The sequence below is a fragment of the Kitasatospora sp. NPDC088861 genome (assembly GCF_044750105.1).
GTDB lineage: Bacteria > Actinomycetota > Actinomycetes > Streptomycetales > Streptomycetaceae > Kitasatospora.
The window spans coordinates 143,656-165,508 of sequence record NZ_JBIVJF010000004.1 but is presented as its reverse complement, the minus strand read 5'-3'; the positions used below and the strand labels follow the sequence as shown (position 1 = coordinate 165,508).

At 75.0% G+C, this 21,853-nt stretch carries 21 protein-coding genes; 14 read left to right on the top strand and 7 right to left on the bottom strand.

The annotated features are described in order from the left end of the window. Window positions 1-92: 92 nt before the first annotated feature. From ACIP37_RS09945 to ACIP37_RS09930, 4 genes are all read right to left on the bottom strand, one after another. Window positions 93-278, bottom strand: coding sequence for a hypothetical protein (locus tag ACIP37_RS09945; RefSeq protein WP_350875387.1), 186 nt, complete (start codon window positions 276-278; stop codon window positions 93-95). Between the two features lie 118 nt (window positions 279-396). Next, window positions 397-2,040, bottom strand: coding sequence for a BCCT family transporter (locus ACIP37_RS09940; RefSeq protein ID WP_363579201.1), 1,644 nt, complete (start codon window positions 2,038-2,040; stop codon window positions 397-399). A gap of 244 nt (window positions 2,041-2,284) precedes the next feature. Next, a complete protein-coding gene (locus ACIP37_RS09935) occupies window positions 2,285-2,944 on the bottom strand; it encodes a TetR/AcrR family transcriptional regulator (RefSeq protein WP_400843586.1) in 660 nt (219 codons plus the stop codon). 150 nt (window positions 2,945-3,094) lie between these two features. After that, entirely contained in the window at window positions 3,095-3,994 is a 900-nt protein-coding gene (locus tag ACIP37_RS09930) for an acyl-CoA thioesterase II (protein ID WP_363616798.1), read from the bottom strand. Between the two features lie 136 nt (window positions 3,995-4,130). On the opposite strand from ACIP37_RS09930, the gene ACIP37_RS09925 reads away from it, so the two are divergent. The 3 genes from ACIP37_RS09925 to ACIP37_RS09915 all read left to right on the top strand — a co-directional run bounded on the left by ACIP37_RS09925 (window position 4,131) and on the right by ACIP37_RS09915 (window position 9,391). After that, on the top strand, window positions 4,131-5,561 hold the full coding sequence (locus ACIP37_RS09925; RefSeq protein WP_400805048.1) for an SWIM zinc finger family protein: 1,431 nt from the start codon (window positions 4,131-4,133) through the stop codon (window positions 5,559-5,561). Next, a complete protein-coding gene (locus ACIP37_RS09920; protein WP_400805050.1) occupies window positions 5,558-8,329 on the top strand; it encodes a DUF6493 family protein in 2,772 nt (923 codons plus the stop codon). Before ACIP37_RS09925 ends, ACIP37_RS09920 begins: the two co-directional genes overlap by 4 nt. 117 nt (window positions 8,330-8,446) lie before the next feature. Then, entirely contained in the window at window positions 8,447-9,391 is a 945-nt protein-coding gene (locus tag ACIP37_RS09915; RefSeq protein ID WP_363579193.1) for a DUF389 domain-containing protein, read from the top strand. A gap of 34 nt (window positions 9,392-9,425) precedes the next feature. Here ACIP37_RS09915 and ACIP37_RS09910 read toward each other — a convergent pair whose 3' ends face one another. The 3 genes from ACIP37_RS09910 to ACIP37_RS09900 form a co-directional block, all read right to left on the bottom strand. Beyond that, window positions 9,426-10,610, bottom strand: coding sequence for an MBL fold metallo-hydrolase (locus ACIP37_RS09910; protein WP_363579651.1), 1,185 nt, complete (start codon window positions 10,608-10,610; stop codon window positions 9,426-9,428). Window positions 10,611-10,957: 347 nt separating this feature from the next. Then, window positions 10,958-11,410, bottom strand: a complete 453-nt coding sequence (locus ACIP37_RS09905) for a MaoC family dehydratase (RefSeq protein ID WP_363579191.1) — start codon at window positions 11,408-11,410, stop codon at window positions 10,958-10,960. 132 nt (window positions 11,411-11,542) lie between these two features. Then, window positions 11,543-11,986 (bottom strand): pyridoxamine 5'-phosphate oxidase family protein, encoded by a 444-nt coding sequence (locus ACIP37_RS09900; RefSeq protein WP_063350036.1) that lies wholly within the window; start codon window positions 11,984-11,986, stop codon window positions 11,543-11,545. Window positions 11,987-12,188: 202 nt separating this feature from the next. Between ACIP37_RS09900 and ACIP37_RS09895 the strand changes: the two genes are divergently transcribed. From ACIP37_RS09895 to ACIP37_RS09845, 11 genes are all read left to right on the top strand, one after another. Next, window positions 12,189-13,043, top strand: a complete 855-nt coding sequence (locus ACIP37_RS09895) for a hypothetical protein (RefSeq protein ID WP_363579189.1) — start codon at window positions 12,189-12,191, stop codon at window positions 13,041-13,043. Between the two features lie 136 nt (window positions 13,044-13,179). Beyond that, window positions 13,180-13,803 carry a hypothetical protein gene (locus ACIP37_RS09890; RefSeq protein WP_400805053.1) on the top strand — a complete coding sequence of 208 codons (624 nt, stop codon included), beginning with the start codon at window positions 13,180-13,182 and terminating at the stop codon, window positions 13,801-13,803. Continuing rightward, complete coding sequence (locus tag ACIP37_RS09885; protein ID WP_363579185.1) at window positions 13,797-14,747, top strand: hypothetical protein; 951 nt, start codon at window positions 13,797-13,799, stop codon at window positions 14,745-14,747. Before ACIP37_RS09890 ends, ACIP37_RS09885 begins: the two co-directional genes overlap by 7 nt. A gap of 242 nt (window positions 14,748-14,989) precedes the next feature. After that, on the top strand, window positions 14,990-15,805 hold the full coding sequence (locus tag ACIP37_RS09880) for an SAF domain-containing protein (RefSeq protein WP_363579183.1): 816 nt from the start codon (window positions 14,990-14,992) through the stop codon (window positions 15,803-15,805). Beyond that, complete coding sequence (locus tag ACIP37_RS09875; protein ID WP_400805055.1) at window positions 15,805-17,097, top strand: hypothetical protein; 1,293 nt, start codon at window positions 15,805-15,807, stop codon at window positions 17,095-17,097. The genes ACIP37_RS09880 and ACIP37_RS09875 overlap by 1 nt, the downstream gene beginning before the upstream one ends. Continuing rightward, complete coding sequence (locus tag ACIP37_RS09870) at window positions 17,087-18,727, top strand: CpaF family protein (protein WP_400805057.1); 1,641 nt, start codon at window positions 17,087-17,089, stop codon at window positions 18,725-18,727. Before ACIP37_RS09875 ends, ACIP37_RS09870 begins: the two co-directional genes overlap by 11 nt. Further along, window positions 18,724-19,686, top strand: coding sequence for a type II secretion system F family protein (locus ACIP37_RS09865; protein ID WP_363630645.1), 963 nt, complete (start codon window positions 18,724-18,726; stop codon window positions 19,684-19,686). The genes ACIP37_RS09870 and ACIP37_RS09865 overlap by 4 nt, the downstream gene beginning before the upstream one ends. Then, complete coding sequence (locus tag ACIP37_RS09860) at window positions 19,683-20,561, top strand: hypothetical protein (protein WP_400805059.1); 879 nt, start codon at window positions 19,683-19,685, stop codon at window positions 20,559-20,561. Before ACIP37_RS09865 ends, ACIP37_RS09860 begins: the two co-directional genes overlap by 4 nt. A 54-nt stretch (window positions 20,562-20,615) precedes the next feature. Beyond that, window positions 20,616-20,903 carry a hypothetical protein gene (locus ACIP37_RS09855; protein ID WP_363579173.1) on the top strand — a complete coding sequence of 96 codons (288 nt, stop codon included), beginning with the start codon at window positions 20,616-20,618 and terminating at the stop codon, window positions 20,901-20,903. A gap of 35 nt (window positions 20,904-20,938) precedes the next feature. Then, window positions 20,939-21,316 carry a TadE/TadG family type IV pilus assembly protein gene (locus ACIP37_RS09850; protein ID WP_063350046.1) on the top strand — a complete coding sequence of 126 codons (378 nt, stop codon included), beginning with the start codon at window positions 20,939-20,941 and terminating at the stop codon, window positions 21,314-21,316. After that, window positions 21,313-21,843 carry a TadE/TadG family type IV pilus assembly protein gene (locus tag ACIP37_RS09845; RefSeq protein ID WP_400805062.1) on the top strand — a complete coding sequence of 177 codons (531 nt, stop codon included), beginning with the start codon at window positions 21,313-21,315 and terminating at the stop codon, window positions 21,841-21,843. The genes ACIP37_RS09850 and ACIP37_RS09845 overlap by 4 nt, the downstream gene beginning before the upstream one ends. The last annotated feature ends 10 nt before the right edge of the window (window positions 21,844-21,853 follow it).

Below are 21,853 nucleotides of genomic sequence, written 5' to 3'. Positions count from 1 at the left end.
CGGAAGCACCGCGTCCGGGGGCGGACGGCGGTGCTGAAGGGGTGGATCGGACGGTCAGTCGGTCTCTTTCTCTCCGGTTGCTTTCTCGCGGGTCACTTTCTCGCGGTGGCCGTGGTGGCGGCGAGGGTGCCGTGCTGGACGGTCTCGACGGTGGCGCCGACGCCGAAGGTGCCGAGGGCGATGGAGGCGAGGACGGCGGTGGCGGCGAGGAGTCGGCGGTGGCGCCGGGGGAGCGGGAAGCGCGGTTCCTGGTAGGGCGCCTGAGGGCTGGCGTTCATGACAGGGAGGGTTCCAGGGTGGTGTGAACGGTCGGTACGCGCGGGTGAAGTCCGGGCGGGGGTTGGGCGTCGGTTGGCCGCGTACGCCCCACCCGCGCGGGTGAGGCGTACGCGCTGGTCAGCGGCGTGGTGTGCGTTCGGCGAGGGCCTCGCCGACGGCGACCCGGACGGCGTCGCGCAGGCCGTGCACGGGGTGCAGGCGGGACGGGCCGGCGGCCGGGTCCTCGCGGAGCTCCTTCACCAGGGACACGCAGAGCAGCAGCATCACGACCACGAACGGCAGCGCGACCAGGATCGTCGCGTTCTGCAGCGCGGTGAGCCCGCCGGCCAGCAGCAGGGCGGCGGCGACCCCGCCCATCAGCACGCCCCAGACGACCACGAGCCAGGTGCGCGGGTGCAGCGAGCCGCGGCTGGAGAGCGAGCCGAGGACGAGGGAGGCGGAGTCGGCGCTGGTGATGAAGAAGGTCATCACCAGCAGCACGGCGACGACGCTGGTGGCGGAGCCGAGCGGCAGCGAGCGCAGCATCTCGAACAGCGAGGCCTCCGCGCCCTTCGGGATGGTCGCGACCAGGTCGGCCGTGCCTGTGGTGACCAGCCGGATCGCGGTGCCGCCCATCACGCAGAACCAGATCACGGTGGCCCCGCTGGGCACCAGCAGGACGCCGAGCAGGAACTGCCGGATGGTGCGGCCGCGGGAGATGCGGGCGATGAAGGTGCCGACGAAGGGGGCCCAGGAGAGCCACCAGGCCCAGTAGAAGATCGTCCAGGAGCCGAGCCAGCTCTCGTCGGTGAAGGCCCCGGTCTGGGTGGACATGCCGAGCAGGTCGGAGAGGTAGCCGCCGACGGTGGAGGGGATCGCGTCCAGCGTGAACACCGTCGGGCCGAACACGAAGACGAAGAGCATGATCAGCGAGGCCAGGACGACGTTCGCGGTGGAGAGCCACTTGACGCCCTTGTGGACGCCGGAGAAGGCGGAGAGCACGAAGGCGGCGGTCAGCGAGCCGATGATGATCAGCTGGGCGTTCTGGGTGTTGCGCACGGAGGTGATGTAGCCGAGGCCGTCGGCGACCTGGAGCGCGCCGAGGCCGAGGCTGGTGGCGGAGCCGAAGACGGTGGCGAAGACGGCCAGCAGGTCGATCGCGCGCCCGGCCCAGCCGTCGGCGCCGCGCTGGCCGATGAGCGGGACGAAGGCGGCGGAGATGCGGTTGCCGCGGCCCTTGCGGAAGGTGGTGTAGGCGAGGGCGAGGCCGCCGACGGCGTAGATCGCCCACGGGTGCAGCGTCCAGTGGAACAGCGAGAACTCCAGGGCCTGCTGGGCGGCGGCCGCGCTCTGCGGTTCCAGGCCGGAGCCGGGCTGCGGGGTGGCGAACAGCTGGAGCGGCTCGCCGACGCCGTAGAACATCAGGCCGATGCCCATGCCGGCGCTGAACATCATGGCGACCCAGGCGAGGGTGGAGAACTCGGGTTCGTCGTCGTCGCGGCCGAGCCGGATGCGGCCGAAGCGGCTGAAGGCGAGCAGCACGGTGAGGACGAGGAAGACGTCGGCGGCCACCACGAACAGCCAGCCGAAGTTGTGCAGGACCCAGCCGAGCGCGCTGCTGGAGGTCCGGCCGAGCGAGTCCTCGGCGAAGACTCCCCAGGCGACCACGGCCAGCACCAGGGCGGCGCTGATCCCGAACACCGCCCGGTCGGCGGGCAGGGTCGCGGCGGGTTCGTCGGGTTCCTCCGCGCGTTGGTCGGGCTGCGGCGGCTGGCTGCTCATCGGGTGGACTCTCCTGCCTCGGGGCGGACGTGGGCTTCGGCGACATCGGCGGATTAAAGCTGCATGTCGCACTATGTCCAGTTCGTGCCGCGAGGGGCGGGAGGGCGCGCCGGGGAGGCGGAGGGTGGGGACTTACGTCCCGTCAGGCCGGGTGCTCATGGGCCGGGGCGCGCGCGGCGAGCCGGAACCACGGGCGGAAGCCGTCCGGCACCGGGGAGTTGAGCCGGCTGTCGCGTCGGACGGGTCAGGGCCGGTGGGCGCCGGACGGGACCTCGTACGGCGCCGGGTACGGCGTCTCGTACGGGTTCAGCACCAGCCGCACCACGTCCTCCAGCCGCCGCCGGGCGTCGCCGAGGGTGGTGCGCCCGGTCACCCAGGCGGTCAGCTCGCCCTGCCAGGCGTGGGCGACGATGTGCCGCACCAGGTCGCTGGCGGCGGCCGGCACCTTGGTCGTCACCGCCTGGAGGGCGGTGCTGTCGGCCCGGGCCATGCCCTGCAAGGTCTCGCTGGCGAACGGATCGGTGGAGGCGGCGACGGCCACCCGCAGCCGGGCCAGCTCGGGCTGGCGCTGGTAGGCCCGCATCCCGCCGCGGACGAAGCGGACCGCCCGGTCGGTGGCCCCCCGCCCGGCGCGCGGGCCGCGCAGCTCCGCCACCAGGTCGGCCAGCAGCAGGCGGTGCCACTCGGCGATCGCCGCGGCCAGGAGGTGGTCCTTGGAGGAGAAGTAGCGGTACGCCGTCCCCAGGGCGACTCCGGACCGCTCGCAGACCTGTTTCATCTGCAGCCGTTCGACGCCGATCTCGTTCACCAGGGCGAGCGCGGCCGCGATCAGGCTTCCGCGGCGTTCGAGCTGGCGCGGAGACATCGCCTCCACCGGCCGTGGTGACAGGTCAACCTTGGTCACCCGCACCATGATACGGGCCGGGGCCGCTCAGGAGTATGACGCCGACCGGCCCCCTTGCGTTCGCCGTGCGGTCACCGTCGCCGGGGTCCGGGCCGCCGGCCCGTTCCGCCCCGGCCCGTTCCGCCCCGCGCCGTCCCGTCCCGCGCCGGATCAGCGCAGCCGGCGGATCAGCGACTCCTGCACGGCGGAGGCGACCAGCCGCCCGTCCCGGTCGTAGAACTCGCCGAGCGACAGCCCCCGGCCGTCCGAGGAGGACGGGCTGCGCTGGGCGAACAGCAGCCACTCGTCGGCCCGGAACGGGCGGTGGAACCACATCGCGTGGTCGAGCGAGGCGATCAGCAGCCGGGGCGGCTCGGTGCGCTGGAAGAAGTTCGGCTGCTCGTGCAGCCCGGCGGTGGAGGCCAGCGTGAGGTCGGAGAGGTAGGTGAGCGCGCAGACGTGCAGAAGCGGGTCGCCCTCGGGCAGCGGGGAGGCGATGCGCAGCCAGACGAACTGCTGCGGCATCCCCGGCACGGACGCCGGCACGCCCGGCGCGTCCGGCGGGACGAAGCGCAGTTCGAGGTCGCGGAAGCCGCCGGTGCCGGTGATCGCCGCGCGCAGGGCCGGGTCCCAGAGCGAGAAGGCGTCCGGCAGGGTCTCCGGCCCGGGCAGCGGCGGCATCGTGCGGTGGCGGTCGGTCGCGGTCTCGGGGCGTTTGAAGGAGGCGGAGAGGGTGAAGATCGCGTTCTGGTTCTGCACCGCCGTCACCCGGCGGGTGGTGTAGGAGACGCCCTCGCGGACCCGTTCGACCTCGTAGCGGATCGGCTGGGACGGGTCGCCGGGCAGCAGGAAGTAGCCGTGCAGCGAGTGCACCGCACGCGGGCCCTCGCAGGTGCGGCCGGCGGCGGTGAGCGCCTGCGCGGCGACCTGTCCGCCGAAGGCGCGCATCGGCGCCCCGGCGTGGCAGCGGCCCCGGAACGTGTTCTCGTCCAGTCGTTCCAGCTCCAGCAGTCCGGCGAACGAGCCGGCCGGGCGGTCGGCCCGGATTTCCTGTTCTGTCAGGTCGGTCACGGGCCCATAGTGGCAGAATCCCGCCGCGCCGCGGTGTGACCTGGGTAACGCCCCGGGGCTCCGGCGCCTGGTAGAACCTGTTCCAGTGCGGTCGCGGCCCGACGGATTGTCAGTGCCCTCACCTAGCGTGTTCGACATGACGCAATCCGCACACGCGTACGCCTATCTGCGCCCGTCCGCCGTCCTCGACGGCGCCGACGGCCGGCACCTCGACCTGGCCACCTCCGGCGGCGCCACCCCGCTCGGGGAAACGGCCAACCCGCGCTTCTTCGCGGGCTTCCTGGCCGACCCGGCGCCGGCCGCCGCCGCGCTGCTCGCCGTCGCGGACGTCGCCGCCGCGCGGTACTACCAGCCGCAGCTGCGCTCCTCGCTCGACCCGGTGGTCACCGCCAACGGGGACCGGCTGCGCTTCGAGTCGTTCTCCGGCTGCTGCGGCGTCTACGCCCGGCTCGACGTGCTCCAGGCCGGCCTCGACGGCGACGAGATCGGCCACGGCACCACCAACGTGGACGTCAACAACCCGCTGCGGGAGGCCCTGACCAGGATCGGCCCGAGCGACCCGCTGCACCTCGCGGTCGGGCCGGACGCGCTGGAGGTCACCAGCTTCGACGGGCCGCTGGTCGAGAAGAAGGTGCCGCTGCCGCAGCGCTGGCTGCGCGGCTTCGCCGAGACCCAGGTCGTCGCCGCCGGCTTCGACCTGCGCGCCGAACTGCCCGCCGCCGAGGCGGTCCGCTTCCTGCGCTCGCTGCCGCGCGGCGGCCGCTCCAGCACCGCCTGGGTCGTCCCGGCCGGGCGGACGCTGCGGCCCACCACCCGGCCGGTGCCCGGCGCCGTCTGCCTGCCCGGGCCCGACCGGCTGGTGGCGCTCCAGCGGGTGCTGCGGCACGCGCTCGCCCTGCGGGTGTACGGCCCGGTCGCCGCCACCGGCCCGGCCGCCTCGGCGTGGGAAGTGGTCCTGCCCGGCATGCGGCTCACCCTGACCCTCTCGCCCGACGCCTCCCGGGGCTTCTCCGGCGAGGGCGGAATGCTCGGCGCGCTCGCCACCGGCACCGCCGAGCAGGACGCCGACCTCGTCGCGGTACTGCTCGCCTGGGAGCCGCGGATCGAGGTCGCCGACCTCGCCGAGCAGTCCGGGCTCAGCCACGAGCGGGTCCGCGCCGCGCTCACCCGGCTCGGCACCGCCGGGCAGATCGGCTACGACACCGCCGAGGCCGCCTACTTCCACCGCCAGCTCCCGTACGACGCCGGGCGGGCCGAGGCCGCCAACCCGCGGCTGCGTGCCGCCCAGGCCTTGGTCGCGGCGGGCGCGGTGCGGCTGGAGCCGGGCGGCACGACGGCCGTCGTCATGGTGGACGACCACATCCAGCGGGTGCGTACGGACGAGGCGGGGCGCCTCGGCTGCACCTGCCTCTGGTGGGCCAAGTACCGTGGCGGGCGCGGTCCGTGCAAGCACGCGCTGGCGGTCGCGATGGTGCGGGAGGCGGCCCAACGGGCGGCCGGGGAACAGGTTCCGGCGGTCCCGGCGGTCCCGGCGGTTCCGACGACGGATAAGGGGGTCCAGGCATGAGCGCGGCGGCAGGGGGGTCGGAGGCGGTGCGGGGCGCGACGGCGGTGGCGCCGATGCCGGAGGCGGTGCGGGGCGAGGCGGCGGTCGAGGACCTGCTCGCCGCCGTCCGGGGCGGACGGATGCCGCAGATACCGGCGCTGGTCGCCGCGCTGGACCAGGCGCAGCGCCGGGACTGCCTGCTCGCATTGAAGGCGCTGCGCAAGGAACTGCGTGACGAGTGGTCGAAGGAGGCGCTCGCCACCAGGGGCGCCCTGCTGCTGGCCGGCGCCGGCTGCCACCCCGGCCCGGCCGGGGCCGCCACCTGGCTCGGCGCCCGCGACTTCACCTCGCTCGGCTGGGCCCGCCACCCGGCGGTGGGCCAACTCGTCGCGGCGCAGCCGGTGGAGTGGCAGATCGAGGTGGCCACCCGGCTCGCCGCCCGGCCGGCGCCGAGCTGGGGCTGGGCGCTGTACCCGGTGATCGAGGCCGTGGTGCGCCGCACCGGCTGCGCGGTGCCGCAGAGCGAGCCCTTCGTCCGCGAGTGGATGGAACGCCAGCGCCGGGGCAGCGGCGCACGGCCCACCCTGGTCGAGCTGCTGCGGGCCGACGCGTTCACCCCGCTGCTGCTGCCCCGGGTGTTCGAACTCGCCGACATCGGTGGCGCGGTGTCCTTGCGGTTCAGCCCCCGCCCCGGGGACGCCTTTACGGAGGCGATCGCCGAACTCGCCGCCGCCGGCGACCTCGACCGGGCCGACCTGATCGACCGCTGCCTGGCCCGGCTGCTGCGCGGCGGCAAGCCGGCCGACCAGCGCTTCTTCCTCGACGTGCTGAGGGCCCTCGCCCCGACCCCGCAGGAGTACGCCGCCCGGGTACGGGACGTGCTGCCGCTGCTGGACGGGCTGTCGGTGGTCGCCGGGCACGCCCAGGAGGTGCTCGCCGGGCTGGACGAGGCCGGGCTGATCGAACCCGAGGTGCTGGTCGAGTCCTCCGCGGTGGTGCTGTTCCGGGCCGAGAAGAAGCTCGTCCGCGCCCAACTCGGCTGGCTGGAGCGGGCGGCCCGGCGCGAGCCCGGGCGGTCCGGGCCGGTAGTGCTCGCGGCCGCCGAGGCGTTCGGGCACCCGGACCAGGCCGTCCAGGAGCGGGCGCTGAACGTGGTGGCCCGCCACCTGCGCGTGGCCGGGGAGGCCGTCCTGCCCGAACTGCGGCTCGCCGCCGAGGCGCTGAACCCCGCCCACCACCGGCGCGCCGGTGAACTGTTCGGCGCACCGGTCGGTGGCGACGGCGACGACGACCCGGACACCGGGTGGAACGAACTCCTCCCGCCCGCCCCCCAGCCCCTCCCGATCGGCCCGCCGATCGCCTCGGCGGCCGAACTCGCGCAGGAGCTGTCCGCCCTGCTCGCCGCCGACGAGCCGGAGCCGGCGGTCTTCGAGCGCGTGCTGGACGGCCTGGTCCGCCAGGCCTACCAGGACCGGGCGGCGCTCGCCGAGGCGCTGGAGCCGGTCCGGCGGGTCCACCCGTGGAGCGGCGTCGGCCGCTGGCACGACTGCTCGCCCCGGGACGTCCTCTACGTCGCGGCCGCGGTGGCCGGCGAGACGCCGCCGCACCGGGTCTGGGACTTCCTCGGCGGCAAGAAGAAGCGCTCCCCGCTGCGCGGCCAGAACGACACCGCGCAGGGCACCGCCCTCGCCGCCCGGCTGGAGGAGGCCGCCTGGCAGGTGACCGCCGACCGGCCGCCCTACCTGCTGGCCATCCCGACCGACACCACCGGGGCGCTCGACCCCGGCACGCTGGTCGAACGCCTCGCCGGGTACCAGGCGGCGGGCATCACCCCCGGCCGGGCCGACCTGTGCGCGGCCCTGCTGCGGGTCGGCCCCCGCGCCGACGCCGGGGTGTTGCGTGCCGCCGAGGCGCTCACCTCGCCGTCCGGGCGGTGGGTCGCCCAGTGGCTGCGCACCGGCGGCCTGCCCGACCAGCCGTCCGAGCGGGTGCTGTTCGCCCCCGGCCGGGGCTCGAAGCACGGCCACCAGTACGCGGACCGCTGGTGGGAGGACGTCCGGCGGGTGGCCGTCGCCCAGCCCGGCATCGGGGCCGGCCCGAAGGGCCCGGACGGCGAGCGGCTCGCCCCCGAGTTCAGGGCGCTGCTGGAGGGCACCGAGCCGAGCGTGGCCCGGGCCCGCAAGGTGGGCGGCTGGACGTGGCGGCCCACGGCGCACTGGGCCGCGATGCTCCCCTGGCACCGGGAGGAACTGGCGGCCCGGTGGCTCGACCACTTCGCCGCGGGCGCCGACCGGGACGAGCGCGACACGGGCCGGCTGCTGCCCGCTCTCGCCGAGGCCGGCGGCCCGGCCGGGCTCGCCCTGCACCTGGCGCTGGCCTACGGCCTGGGCGCCCGGCACACCGAGGACCGGACGGCGGCCGTCGACGCCCTGCTGGTGCTCGCCGCCCGCGGCGACCTGGACGGCGCGCAGCTCGGCCGCGAACTCGGCGCGCTGGTCGACTGCGGCGCGGTGAAGCTCAACCGGCTCGCGGCGGCGCTCGCCCTGGCCGCCGGGACGGGCGCCTACGGCACGGTCTGGTCGGTGCTCGAGCCCGCGCTGCCGGCCCTGCTGGGCGGCGAGGGCACGCCCGCCCGGGGCCTCGGCGACCTGCTCGCCCTCGCGGCGGACTGCGCCCGGCGCACCCGCACCCGGGGACCGGTGGCCGAGGTGACGGCGACGGCGGAGCAGGGCGGATCGAGCCGCCTGGTCAAGGAGGCCCGCGCCCTGCGGGACGTCCTGGCGGGGTGACACCGCGGCCGCCAGCAGGGCGAGGAGCACCACCGGGTGACGGCGGGTCGCTGGCGGCGTCGGGTCACGGCCTAGGGTGGGCGGGACTTTCGCCCGCCCCGTCCCACCGGAGTGCTCGTGTTGCACCTGCGCCTGATCGTCCCGCCCGACCTGCGGGAGCCCGTGCTCAGCAGCCTGGACGCCGCGGTCGGGGTGACGCACGTCGTGGTGCTGCCGGGTGCGGCCGTACGGCCTGCCGGGGACGTGGTGCTCTGCGACGTCGCCCGCGAGTCGGCGGACGAGATCCTGGGGGTGCTGCGCGGGACCGGCCTGCCCGAGCGCGGGGCGATCGACGTCTCCGGCATCGAGCTGACCCTCTCGGCGGCCGCCGACGAGGCCGAGCGGCTGGCCCCGGGGGAGGGGGCCGACGCGCTGGTCTGGGAGTCGGTCTCCGAGATCACGCACGAGGAGTCCACCCTCACCTGGGTGTTCCTGGCCTTCCTCACCGTGGCGACCATGCTGGCCGCGTGCGGCGCGGTGCTGGACAGCGCGATCCTGGTCGTCGGGGCGATGGCGGTCGGGCCGGAGTTCGGGCCGTTGGCCGGGCTGTGCGTGGCGCTGGTCCAGCGGCGGCTGCGCCCGGCGCTGCGGTCGCTGAACGCGCTGGTCACCGGCTTCGCGGTGGCGATGGCGCTGACCGTCGGGTTCTCTCTGCTGATGGACGGGCTCGGGCTGTTCAGCGAGGCCAAGTTCGCCGCCGCGCGGCCGAACACCTCGTTCATCTGGCAGCCCGACGCGACGTCCTTCGTGGTCGCCTTCCTGGCGGGCATCGCGGGCGTGCTCTCGCTGACCTCCTCGAAGGCCGGGATGCTGGTCGGAGTGGCGATCTCGGTGACCACGGTGCCCGCCGCCGCCAACGCCACCGTCGCGCTCGGGTACGGGGAATTCCGCCAGTTCTCGGGCTCCAGCGTGCAGTTGCTGCTGAACCTGCTGGGGATCGTACTGGCCGGGGTGCTGACCCTGCTGGTGCAGCAGCGGGCCTGGGCGCTGATCCGCCGCCGGCGGCCGGAGGCGGACAAGTGACGGCGGGCAGGTAACAGCGAGCAGATGACGGATTTCAGCGAGCAGATCTTGAGATCTGCTCGCTGAAATCCGTCGCCCGTTCCCGGTCCGGCACCGCGCTGCGGTCCCGGACCAGCGGCTCGATGCCGCGAGGCGTGGCCGCGACCGCGCGCCACCACAGCCGCAGCGCGGGCGGGTCGACCGGTTCGAAGGGCTTGCCGGGCCGGGGCACCGCCAGCCGGGCGCCGAGCGCCTGGGCAGCCGTGACCACCCGTTCGGCGGGCTCCTCCCAGGGGTGCGTCGCCAGGTTGAAGGTGCACCAGTGGATCGGCAGCAGCAGATCGCCGCCGAGGTCCAGGTGCGCCCGGACGCCCTCCTCGGGCGTCATGTGCACCTCGGGCCAGAAGTCGCTGTACGCGCCGACCTGCATCAGCGTCGCGTCGAACGGCCCGAGCCGGCGGCCGATCTCGGCGAAGCCCGGGAAGTAGCCGGTGTCCCCGCTGTGGAAGATCCGGTGCCCGCCGCCGGCCACCACCCAGGACGCCCAGAGGAACAGCGCGCTGGTGCGCGGGCCGCGGCTGCAGTAGTGCCGGGCCGGGGTGGCGGTGAGGGTGAGCCCGGCGACCTCGACCGACTCCCACCAGTCGAGTTCGGCGATCCGCCGGGCCGGTACTCCCCAGTGCTCCAGGTGCGCGCCGACGCCGAGCGGGACGGCGAACACCGCGTCCGTTCCGATCAGCTCGCGGATGGTGGCCATGTCGAGGTGGTCGTAGTGGTCGTGGGAGATCACCACCACGTCCACCGGCCCGAGTTCGGACAGCGGCAGCGGCATCGGGTGCAGCCGTTTGGGCCCCGTCCAGGCGAACGGGGAGCAGCGCTCGCCCCACACCGGGTCGATCAGGACCCGCCGCCCGCCGATCTCGGCGAGCACGGTGGCGTGGCCGAGCCAGGTGAGCCGCAGTCCGGAATCCGGCGGCAGGGCGAGGTCGACCGGGAGCAGCCGGTGCACGGGTACGGCGGCGGTCGGCGCCCGGCGGGTCTTGTCCCCGGTCAGCTGGGCGCGGGTGATCTCCAGCGGGCTGCGCTCGTAGACCAGGCGGCGGGTGGGCAGCGGGTTGCGGAAGGCGCCGTCGGCGAACTGCGGGGAGCGGTGGATCCGGGCCAGCCGTTCGCCCCGGGGCTCGGCCCCGAAGGCCTCGGCCCGGACCCGGTGCCAGGCCGCGCGGGGCAGTCGGGCCAGGTCCGACCCGGTGCGGTTCGCCGTCGGGCCGAGGGCCGGGCTGGTGGTCGGGCTGCTGGTCGGCGGGGTGGTGAACTGCGAGGACAGACCGGCGAGGCGGGAGAACCAGGGGGCGGGGCGGGGCAAGGCTCCTCCAAGGACGGTCACGGCTACCGGGCGTGCCGGGGCGCGTATCCGGGCGGCTGGTGAGGCCGCTGCGATACGACAACCATCTCGTCGGAGATTACTCGTTATGGGCCGTCCGGACCTGGTGAGCGGCCCCGCGCGGGCCAATCGGCGTACCCCGCCCCGGCCGCGCGCCCAGGGCCACCGCCCGGTGCCGCTACGCGGAGAACCGTCCGGTACCGCTACGCGTAGAAGCGGGTGATCGTCTCCGCGACGCAGTGCGGCTTGGCGCTCTCCGCGCTGGTGATCGTGAACCGCACCACCGCCTGGACCCCGCCCGGCACCTCGGTGGCCGAGAGCAGTTCGGCGGTGGCCCGGATCGCGGTGCCCACCGGCACCGGCGCCGGGAAGCGCACCTTCTCCGAGCCGTAGTTCAGCGCCATGCGCACGCCCTCGACGCCGTAGCACTCCTTCGCCAGCACCGGGATCATCGACTGGGTCAGGTAGCCGTGCGCGATGGTCGAGCCGAACTGGCTCTCCTTGGCCCGCTCCGGGTCCACGTGGATCCACTGGTGGTCGCCGGTCGCCTCGGCGAACAGGTCGATCTGCCGCTGTCCGATGGTGTGCCACTCGCTGGTGCCCAGTTCGGTGCCGACGGCGGCGGTCAGATCGGCGAGGGAGGCGAAGCTCGTCACGGTGCGCTCCTGGGGGAGGGGTCAGGACGCCGGAAGCGTATGCGTACCCGCCGGTATCTGTCAGCGGTGCGGAACGCGGGAACCCGGGAACACAGGAACGCGGGAACCCGGGCGCGGCGGCCTGCGGGTGTTTCAGGACCGCAGCGCCCCGCGCCCCAGCGCGTCCTGCCCGGTCGGGAACAGCCGCCGGCCGCTGACCAGTTCCGGCACCAGCGCGACGAACAGCGGCTCCGGGTCCCCCACCCACGGCCGCAGGCCGGACCGCAGCACCCGCCGCACCTGCTCGGGCTCGCGCACCACGTCCGCCCGGCCGTGGACCAGCACGCTCCAGCCCGTCCGGGTGACCGGGTCCAGCAGGTCCGCCTGGAAGGCCACCACCGTGCCGTCAAGCCCGCGCGCGGTGGCACTTCCCCGGCGCACGGCGAGCACCAACCGCCCGTCCAGGACCTCGAAGGAGACCGGTAGCACGGCCGGCAGCGCGTGCTCGGTGTACACCACGCGCCCGACGGGCACGGTGCTGAGCAGTCGCAGGCACTCGGCCTCGCTCAGGGTCTCCACACGGTCCTCACGCTCCATGCGTCCGATCGTCCTCCGGTCGGCGCGCGTGCCGATAGGGCCCATGGTCCCTGAGCGGACGGGCCGGGAGCCCCGTCGGTGGCCGCCCGGAGCGGTAGCCTGCCCGGCGGCGGTACGGTACGCGCCCCTGCTCACCACGGCAGCGGCGGGCGCGGCGGGCGGCCCCGGGTGCGCCGGGGCCGGCATGGGAGGGGGCGTGCGGATGGCGGGCGGGGTCGACCTGGTGGTGATCGGGGCGAACGGCGGGCCCGATCGGGGCTTCGGGGGCTCGGCGCTGGCGCCGGACGGAGCCCGGCTGCTCGCGCGGGTGCTGCCCGGGATGTGCTTCGACGTCGGCGCGGCCGGCTGCCGGGTCACCGAGGTGGCGCCGGACGCGGACGCCAACGCGATGCTCACCGCCGTCCGGGAGGCCGCCCAGCACCCGGGCCGGTGGCTGGTGGTCTGCCTGGTCGGCCAGTTGGCGGTCGATCCGCGCGGGCGCCGGCTCGCCCTGGTGACCGGCGGCAGCACCGCCGACAACGCCTACCGGCGCGGCCTGGCCTGGGACTGGGTGGTCAGTGCGATGGTGCACGGCGACCACGAGGAGGCCCTGCTGCTGGTCGACGCGGTGGCCGACCGGGACACCTGGGCGGCGCTGGAGCGCGGCGGCGGCGAGGACGGTGCGGGGGAACTGCTGGCCTACCCGCGCGTCCCGCTGTGGGGCCGGGTCGGCCGGTACACCCCGGGCAGACGCGGCCGGGACGCCGTACTGCCAGGTGGTGAGGGCTCGTTCAGCCACGCCCTGACCACCGTGCTGCGGCAGGGCGTCCCGGGTGCCCCGGCCGCCGTCGCCCCGCTGGACCTCCAGCCGTCCGTCGCCGCGCTGCTCGACGGGGGCGAAGCGCCGGGTAGTTCGGGTGCGCCGGGCGCGCGCCTGCTCGTTCCGCCGCAGGGCGGGCGCCTGTTGATGCGCAATCGGGCCGCGGTTCGGGGCGCATTGGCCGGATTGTCGCTTTCCGAAGAACTGTTGGCCGTTCTGTGGCGGGAAAGTGCCCCGACGGAACCGCCTTCCGCGTAAGGTCAGGTGGCCTGAGGTGTTGCCGTGATGGGGTGGGTTGGCGAAGAATCGATCCCCAGCGGAAACACCTGCGGGACGACGGAATTCTTCCGGCGGCCACGGATCATGAATCGGTCGGTCGCGACGAGGTGGGGCGATGCGGCAGCGCGGAAATGTGTTGCGCCCTGGGGCGGTTGGGGTCGGTGGGGTGGTTCTGGTGTTGCTCCTCGGTGCCTGTGCGAGCGGCGGTGCCGATGGTTCCGTCGATCGGCTCGGAACGGCTGCGCCCAGTGTCGCGGGAGTGGATCCGGTACCTCCTTCGGGTGGTTCGGTAAACACCTCGATCGCGCCGACGGACGGGCCGGAAGGTGCCATGGGGCGACTCGCCCTGAAGACGTATCAGGACTGGTGGCAGGCCCAGGCCGAGGCATTCGGGCGGTCGGATTCGGACGGATTCGCTCTGGAGACGTACTCTTCCGGGCGGGCCCTTACCGACACCCTGGTCAGTCTCCGCCAACTTCGCGACGCCAAACTGGTGATGACCGGAACGCCGCGCAATTCGGCGGTGGTCAAGGCCATTGACCTGAAAGCCGATCCGCAGACCGCCGTGATCGAGGACTGCGTCGACGTATCGGGATGGCACCGCGTCGACGCCGTCACCCAGGTGGCAAAGGATCCGGGCGACCGACTGAACCGCTACGTCGCGACCGCGTCCCTGCGCTGGTTCCAAGCACGTTGGCTGATCTACGACTTCAAGCGGGAGGTGGACCGGGCATGCTGAACACGCGTAAACCGGCCCGGCGATTCGCGATCCTCGCGCCGTTGTCCGCCGGGTTGCTGTTGGCCTCGGCGGTGTCGGCGGCGGCGGACGAACCGCCGGGCGGAGGTGCCGAACAGTGCTACCCGGACGTGATCTGCTCCGGGGTCAACTCCGGGGGCACGAAACCGAAGCCCGGACCGTCGCAGCCCGGCGGTGGCGGTGGCGGTGGCGGAAGTACGGGCGACGGGCCGCTGCTGTGCAGCTACCACGACCAGCAGTGGCCCTGCCACGACCCGGAGCGCGGCTGGTTCAACAGCGGCGTCGGGTGCTACTTCCGCCCGCTGGACAACCCGCCCCCCGAGGGCGACCCGGAGTGGCAGGGCCACAAGCCGTCCGAGGGCGCGCTCTACTCGAAGGTCTGCCCGCAGACGGGCGGCGGCCAGGACGGCGCCGAGATCGTGTTCGAGGCCACCTCGCCGGCCGGGCCGCCGGCGCTGAACCTGGTGGACGTCGGCTTCGGCTTCGCCCACGAGATGCGCTTCCCGAAGCCGACGGCGGGCGTCGCGCCCAAGGGCACGGCGGTGGTGAAGGCGCCGGTCTGGCTCTGGCTGGACGGCGTGGCGGCGCCCGCGCCCAAGACGCTGTCCGTCCCGGGGGCCTCCGTCACCGTCACACCGGTGCTGAGGGGCGTGACCTGGGTCTTCGACAGCGGCGTCTCCGTGACCTGCGACAAGGCCGGGACGCCGTACGACCCCAAGTACGGCGCCGCCAAGTCGCCGGACTGCGGCTACGAGTTCGCCGTGGGCTCGGGCACCAGGAAGAGCGGCGTCTTCAACGGCACGGTGACGGCGAACTGGGTGGGTGAGGTCGTGGTCACGGGGCCGAACGCGAAGACCTTCGACGTCAAGATGCCGCAGTCCTCGAACTTCACGCTCAAGGTCGCCGAGGTGCAGGTCCTCAACTGACCTGGCGGCGGCGGACGTCCGATGCCCCGCGGCCCGGCTGCGGGGCGCCGGCGGCCCGGCCGCACGCGACCACGGCGCCGAAGTCCATGTGTCGAAGCCCGGCACCGGCGGCCTGAGCAGCGGTGACCCGAGCACCGAGAAACCAGTACTGACGATCCGGAACGAGCACGAGGGAAGGGCGGAACCCGGTGGAGAACCGTACATTCGCGACGCCGGGATCCGGCACACCCGCAGGGGCCGCGGTGTCCGTGGCGGTCCCGGACCAGGGGCAGGGGCCGGGCGAGGCCCCGGGCGGCGGCGCGGGCAAGGGCAAGGGGCGCGCCGCCCCGCACGTCCCCGGCCGGACGCTGCGGGCCCGGCGACGGCGCCCGGCGGTGCTGGCGATGGCCGTCGCGCTGATCGCCGCCGGCGGCCTGGGCGGTGCGGTGCTCTACAACAGCACCGGCCAGCGGGTCGCCGTGCTGGCGCTGGCCCGGGACATCCCGTGGGGGCAGGTGATCACCGACGACGACCTGGTGGTGGCCCGGATCGCCGGGGATCCGGCGCTGCGGCCGCTGTCCGCCACCGAACGGGACAAGGCGGTCGGCATGCGGGCCGCCACCGACCTCAAGCGCGGCGCGATGCTCACCAGGGGCGACGTCGCGCAGACCCTGGCGGTGCAGCCCGGCCAGATCGTGGTCGGCGTCTCGGCCAAGCGCAGCCAGCTGCCCGCCAGCCGGCTCCAGCCGGGGCTGCAGATCGTCGTGGTCTACACCCCGGACAACACCAAGGCCGACTCGATGCCCGCGACGGTCATCACGGTCGGCCGGGTGGACACCGACGGCAGCCAGGTGATCGACGTGGCCGTCGGCGCGGCGGACGGCCCCCGGCTGGCGCAGTGGGTGGCCGGCGGCCGGATCCAGGTCCTGCTGGCCCCGCGCGCCGCCGCGGCCGGCAGCGCGACCGGGACCGCCGGTGCGGGCACCGGCGGCAGTACCGTGCCGACGGCCCCGGCGACCGGGACCACCCCCGGCGCTGCCACGGCCCCCGTGCCCCCGACCGGGGCGGGTGGCGCCTGATGGCGGTGATCGCGGTGGCCGGCGGCCCGGGCGCGCCCGGCGCGACCACGGCGGCCCTGGCCCTGCTGCTGGCCTGGCCGCTGGAGTCCGGACGGCGGGTCCTGCTGGTGGAGGCCGACCCGGACGGCGGCGCGGTGCTCGCGGGCGCCCTGGAGGGCCGGGTCGACGCGGTGTACGGGCTGCGCAACCTGGCCGTCGCGGACCGGCGCGGACTGCTCGCCGAGACCATCTGGGAGCAGCTGATCGACCTCTCGCCCGAGGGCACCGCCGAGCGGCTGCTGCTGCCCGGGCTGACCGACCCCACCCAGGCCCCGGGCCTCGCCTACACCTGGGAGCCGCTCGTCGACCTGCTGCACGGCCTCGAACCGCAGGGCTACGACGTCATCGTGGACCTCGGCCGCTCCGGCGCCACCGGCGTGAGCGCCGTGCTGGCCCGCCGGGCGGACGTGGTCGCGGTGACCGTCCGCACCACGCTGCGCGGCCTGAGCTCGGCCCGGCCCCGACTGGCCGCGCTCGCCGAGGACCTCGCCACGGCCGGCACCGGGGTGGACGCGCTCGGACTGCTGCTGGTCGCCGAGGGGCCGTACTCGGGGCCGGAGGTGGCGCGCGAGTTCGGCCTGCCGGTGCTGGGGCTGCTGCCGCACGCCACCCGCACCGCCCGGGTGCTCTCCGACGGCGGTGACATCACCGACCGGCGGTTCATCCGCTCGGAGCTGATGCGGACGGCGCGTTCGGCGGCGGACGAGGTGCAGCTGCTGGTCCGCCGCCGTCGCCAGCGGCTCGCGCCGACCGCCGCGCCGGTCCCGGCCCAGCTCACCGCCGCGGCCCGGACCGGGACCCCGGCCCAGACCCCGACCGCGGTTCACGCCCAGCCCCCGGTGCCGACCCCGCAGGCGGCAGTGCCGACGGCGTACCGGCCGGTGGAGGGGGAACAGCCCTCGTACACCCCGCCGCAGCCGGTCGGGCCGGTGATCACCACCGGCCCGGTGGCGCCGCTGGCCGGGCTGGCCCCCCAGCCGGCCGCTCCGGCCCCGTTCCCGGGGCACGTCCAGCAGCAGCCGCAGCCGCCGTACGGGCCGCAGGCCGGCTACGTCGCGTACGACCAGCAGGGCGGGTCCACCCCGTACGACCAGCAGGTGGGGGCCCCGTTCGGCCAGCAGCCCGGGTACGTCCGCCCGGAGCCCGAGGACGACGGCCGCTACCCGCTCCAGCAGCCCGCCGTGACACCTGATCAGGCACACCCGAACGGTCCGCAGCCGTACAACCCCGGGGAGGTGCTCCGTGCGCGGTAGCCCCCTGCACCAGCACCCCGCGGCCGACCCGGCCGCGCTGCCCTGGGCCACCCAGGCCCCGACACAGGCCCCGACACAGGCCCAGACGCAGGCGCCGGCGGCCGCCCCGCCCCAGGCCTACCGGCCGGGCCCCGTCGCCCCGCAGCCCGCGCCGCCGCCGTACGTCCAGGCGGGCGGCGCGGCCACGCCCACCGCCGTGCCCTCCCAGCTGCCCTCGCTCGACCTGCGCGGCGCCGCCACCCGGCCGGCCGTCGACCCGCAGGTGGCTCGCGAGCTGAAGCGCCAGGTCGCGGCCGAACTGCACCAGCAGATCACCCGGTTGACCGCCACCTCGGGCGCCGAACCGGACCGCGCCACCCGCCGCCAGCGCGGCCGCGCGCTGATCGAGGAGGCAGTCGCCCGCTGGTCCGACGCCTACGCGCAGACCCACGGCATCCCGCCCACCCGGGAGCAGGACCGCGCGCTCGCCGAGGCCGTCTTCGACCTGCTGTTCCGGGCCGGGCGACTCCAGCCCTACCTGGACGACCCGGAGATCGAGAACATCCTGATCAACGGCTGTGACGACGTCTGGGTCTCCCGGGTGCACCAACCCCTGCGCCAGGTACCGCCGGTGGCCGAGAGCGACGCCGAACTCGTCGAACTGCTCCAGGACCTGGCCCGTCAGCACGGCGGCGGCGAGCGCAGCCTGTCCACCGCCAGCCCGACCCTCGCGCTGCGCCTGGAGGGCGGCATGCGCCTCCAGGCGCTCACCGAGGTGACGCCCCGCCCGTACGTGGCGATCCGGCGCCACCGGGTGGCCTCGGCGACCCTGCCGGAGATGGTCGAACTCGGCACCCTGGACAGCACCTTGGCCGCGTTCCTGGCCGCCGCGATCCGGGCCCGGAAGAACGTGATGATCACCGGCACCCAGGGCGTCGGCAAGACCAGCCTGCTGCGCGCGATGGCCGCCGAGATCCCGCCGGACGAGCGGATCGGCACCCTGGAGTCGGAGTTCGAGTTGTGGCTGCACACTCTCGGCCACCTGCGCCAGGTCGTCCCGATGGAGGCCCGCGAGGGCAACGGCGAACGCGTCGAAGGCCGCCTGGCGGGCGAGTTGACGATCGGCGACCTCATCCCGGCGGCGCTGCGGATGACGCTGTCCCGGATCATCGTCGGCGAGGTCCGATCCGGCGAGGTCGTCCCGATGCTGCGGGTCATGACCAACGGAGAGGGCGGCTCGATGTGCACCCTGCACGCCCGCGGCCCGCACATGGTCGTCGACCGCATCGCCGAACTCTGCCTGGAGTACGGCTCGCACATGACCGACTCGCTCGCCTACCGGCTCACCGCCAACGCCCTGGACCTCATCGTGCACGTCACCATGGTCGACGAGACCGCCGTCGGAGGCCGCCGGCACCGCTTCGTCTCCCACGTCCTGGAGGTCGCAGGCCTCGGCGAGAGCGGCCGGCCCGCGCTGAACACCGTGTTCGGCCCCCGGGTGGACCTCGGTGAGCCGCGGGCCGTCCCGCACACCCCGCCGCAGTGCCTGGACGACCTGCGCAGGGCCGGCTTCGACGCCGCCCTGCTCGGCTCCCGCTACGGCGGCTGGGCCACCCCGCTGCAACTGCGGATCGGCGGTGGCGCGCGATGATGCTGCTGTTCGCCCTGTGCGGGCTGGCCGTCGCGGGCGGCCTGGTCGCCCTGGTGGCCTGGGCCCGCGGCAGCGACCCGGCGGACGAGGACGAGACCCCGGAGCGGAGCAACCCGCTGGCGGGCCGCGCCCACGTCTTCTGGTACGGCGCCCCCGGCGCCGCCTCGGCCCGGGTCGCCCGGCTGCGCCGGATCCAGCTGCCGCTCGCGCTCGCCGGCGCCCCGCTCGCCTGGCTGTTCACCGGCATCCCGCTGGCCGCCCTGCTGGTGCCGCTGGCCGTGTTCGGCCTGCCCTGGCTGTTCGACACCACCCGTCCGGACACCCGCCGGATCGAACGCCTGGAGGCACTGTCCGAGTGGACCCAGCGCATCGCCGACGTGCTGCTGCTCGGCGTCGGCCTCAACCAGGCCATCGTCACCAGCCGCCGCACCGCCCCCGCCGCCCTGGAGGAGGAGATCGGTGAGCTGGCCGCCCGGCTCCAGGCCCGCTGGCGGCCCGAGGAGGCGCTCCAGGCCTTCGCCGACAGCGTCGCCGACGCCACCGCCGACAAGGTGCTCGCCGCGCTCGTGCTGCGGTCCGGCGACAGCGGCCCCGGCCTGGCCCGGGCACTGGCCGACATGGCCGACTCGGTGCGCGAGGAGGTCCGCCAGCGCCGCGCCATCGAGGCCGACCGGGCCAAGCACCGCACCACCATCCGCTGGCTGGTCGGCATCATCGTGCTGGTCGTCACGGTCGGCTCCTTCAACACCGAGTACACCCGGCCGTACGGCACGCTGCTCGGCCAGATCGTGCTCGCCGTCGTCGCCGCCCTGTTCGTCGCGATCATCGCCTGGATGCGCGCCCTCGCCTCGCACCCGCCGGTGCCCCGGCTGCTGGCGCCCGACCGGCGCGGCAAGGCCGGGCGCCGCGCCCCGGTGCGCGAGGACGAGGCGCTCCAGCAGCTCGGGGAGGTCCGGTGATCTCCCCCTGGTCCGTGCTGGCCGGGGCCGTCGCCGCCGGCGGCGTCGCCCTGCTGATCGCCGAACTGCGGCCCGCGCCGCCCGACCTGCGGCAGGCCCTGGACCGGCTGCACCGCACCCCCGCCGAACGGGCCGCGGACCCGGACGAGCGGCCGCGCTGGTACGACCGGATCGGCGAGCGCTCGATCGGCCTGCGCGGAGTGTCCCTGCCGCACCGCGAACTCGCCCTGATCGGCCGCGCCCCGGCCCGGTTCATGGTGCACAAGCTGCTGTTCGCCGCGATCGGCCTGCTGCTGCCCGCCTACCTGGGCGCGATGGCCGCGCTGATGGACATCGGCCTGCCCTTCGTCCTGCCGCTGCTGGCCGGGCCGCTGCTGGCCGGCCTGCTCTGGTTCGTCCCCGACGCCATCGTGCGCGGCGAGGCCAAGGAGGCGCGCACCGAGTACCTGCACGGCATCGCCGCCTACCTCGAACTCGTCGCCCTGGAGCGGGCCGCCGACTGCGGGCCGGCCGAGGCGCTGCGCCGCGCCGCCGCGGTCGGGCGCGGCACCGTGTTCCGGCGCATCCGCGACGCCCTCGACCGCGCCGCCACCGACCGGCTCCCGCCCTGGGCCGGACTCGACGCGCTGGCCGAGGAGTTGGGGCTCAGCCCGCTGCAGGACGTGGCGGACATCATGCGGCTGTCCGGCACCGACGGCGCCGCCGTGTACGACACCCTGCGGGCGCGCGCCAAGGGCCTGCGCGGCGAGCTGCTCGCCGAGGACCTCGCCCGCGCCAACGCCGACAGCGAGCGGATGGTCGCACCCGGAGCCGCCCTCACCCTGCTGATGACCGTCCTGATCGTCTTTCCCGCACTCCACCAGATGCTCAACTGACCCTCCTCGCAGGGCATCTGGCACCACACCGCACTCCACCCCCGGGAGACCCGAATGACCGTCCGACTCGTCCACCTGGCAGGCCGGCTGATCCGGCCCGTCCTGCTGCCCGTGCAGTTCGCCCTGCTGCTGTTCACCCTGCGGCTCGGCCGGCTGCGGGCCGCCCGCGCGCGCGGCGACCGCGGCGCGATCAGCATCGAACTCGCCCTCGCCATCATCGCGTTGGTCTTCGTCGCGGGCGCCGTCGCGACCGCGCTGTACCTGCTGAAGGACAAGGTCGTGCAGAAGGTCGAGCAGGACCCGAACATGCCGGGTGCGGGCGCGGGAGGCGCCACCAAGTGACGTACCGACCTCGCCGCCGCGGCGACCGGGGGTCGATGAGCGTGAGCCTCGCCATCGTCTTCCCGGTCGTCCTGGTGCTCCTGATGCTCGTCGTCCAGGCCGCGCTGCTGTGGTACGACCGCCAGCTCGCGCTCACCGCCGCCCGCGAGGGCGTGGACGCCGGCCGGATCCAGGGCAACGCGACGGACGAGGTGAAGAACGAGGCGGCGCGCCGACAGGCCAGGGACTTCCTCGACCGGCAGGGCGTGCACTCGTACACGGTGACGACCGACGGCAGCACGCCCGAAGTGGTCCGGGTCACGGTGGCGGTACGCCCGCCGCTGCTGATACCCGGGCTGTCGGCGCCCGCCCTCACGCAGTTCGCCGAGGCGCCGCGCGAGCACTTCGTCCCGCCGGTGGCGGTGGCGCCGTGAGACCGCGGACCTGGGCCGATCGGTGGCCGGCGCTCCGCGCCGAGCGCCGTTCCGAGGGCCGTTCCGAGCCCCGCGCCGCGCGCCGACCCCGGTGGTGGCCGGTCCGGCGGAGCGACGGCGGCGCGGTCGCCATCGAGGCGGCGATCGTCGTGCCCCCGGTGGTCGGGCTGGTCCTGGTGGCCATCGCCGCCGGGCGGGTGCAGACCACGGCCGGTACGGTCGAGGCCGCCGCCCGGGCCGGCGCCCGCACCGCCTCGCTGCAGCGCAGCGTCGACGGGATGACGCAGCCGGGCCGGGACTCGGCCCTCGCGACGCTGCGCCAGCAGGGCGTCTCCTGCCGCAACGGGGACGTCCAGGTCGTGCCCGGCCAACTGGACCTGCCCGGCGGCGCCGTCACGACCGTCAAGGTCACCGTGGTGTGCGACGTCGAACTGGCGGACCTGCTCGGCGGACCGTCCGGCGTACCCGTGACGAAGCACCTCGTCGGCGAGTTCACCTCCGTGGTGGACCGCTACCGGGGCACATGACGACCCGGGG

Bases quoted from the DNA above. Each gene is read 5' to 3' on its own strand.
- ACIP37_RS09940 (WP_363579201.1), bottom strand. From the start codon at position 2,040: ATGAGCAGCCAGCCGCCGCAGCCCGACCAACGCGCGGAGGAACCCGAC.
- ACIP37_RS09890 (WP_400805053.1), top strand. From the start codon at position 13,180: ATGCGGCAGCGCGGAAATGTGTTGCGCCCTGGGGCGGTTGGGGTCGGT.
- ACIP37_RS09865 (WP_363630645.1), top strand. From the start codon at position 18,724: ATGATGCTGCTGTTCGCCCTGTGCGGGCTGGCCGTCGCGGGCGGCCTG.
- ACIP37_RS09855 (WP_363579173.1), top strand. From the start codon at position 20,616: ATGACCGTCCGACTCGTCCACCTGGCAGGCCGGCTGATCCGGCCCGTC.
- ACIP37_RS09875 (WP_400805055.1), top strand. From the start codon at position 15,805: ATGGCGGTGATCGCGGTGGCCGGCGGCCCGGGCGCGCCCGGCGCGACC.
- ACIP37_RS09850 (WP_063350046.1), top strand. From the start codon at position 20,939: ATGAGCGTGAGCCTCGCCATCGTCTTCCCGGTCGTCCTGGTGCTCCTG.
- ACIP37_RS09885 (WP_363579185.1), top strand. From the start codon at position 13,797: ATGCTGAACACGCGTAAACCGGCCCGGCGATTCGCGATCCTCGCGCCG.
- ACIP37_RS09925 (WP_400805048.1), top strand. From the start codon at position 4,131: ATGACGCAATCCGCACACGCGTACGCCTATCTGCGCCCGTCCGCCGTC.
- ACIP37_RS09945 (WP_350875387.1), bottom strand. From the start codon at position 278: ATGAACGCCAGCCCTCAGGCGCCCTACCAGGAACCGCGCTTCCCGCTC.
- ACIP37_RS09900 (WP_063350036.1), bottom strand. From the start codon at position 11,986: ATGGAGCGTGAGGACCGTGTGGAGACCCTGAGCGAGGCCGAGTGCCTG.
- ACIP37_RS09920 (WP_400805050.1), top strand. From the start codon at position 5,558: ATGAGCGCGGCGGCAGGGGGGTCGGAGGCGGTGCGGGGCGCGACGGCG.
- ACIP37_RS09895 (WP_363579189.1), top strand. From the start codon at position 12,189: ATGGCGGGCGGGGTCGACCTGGTGGTGATCGGGGCGAACGGCGGGCCC.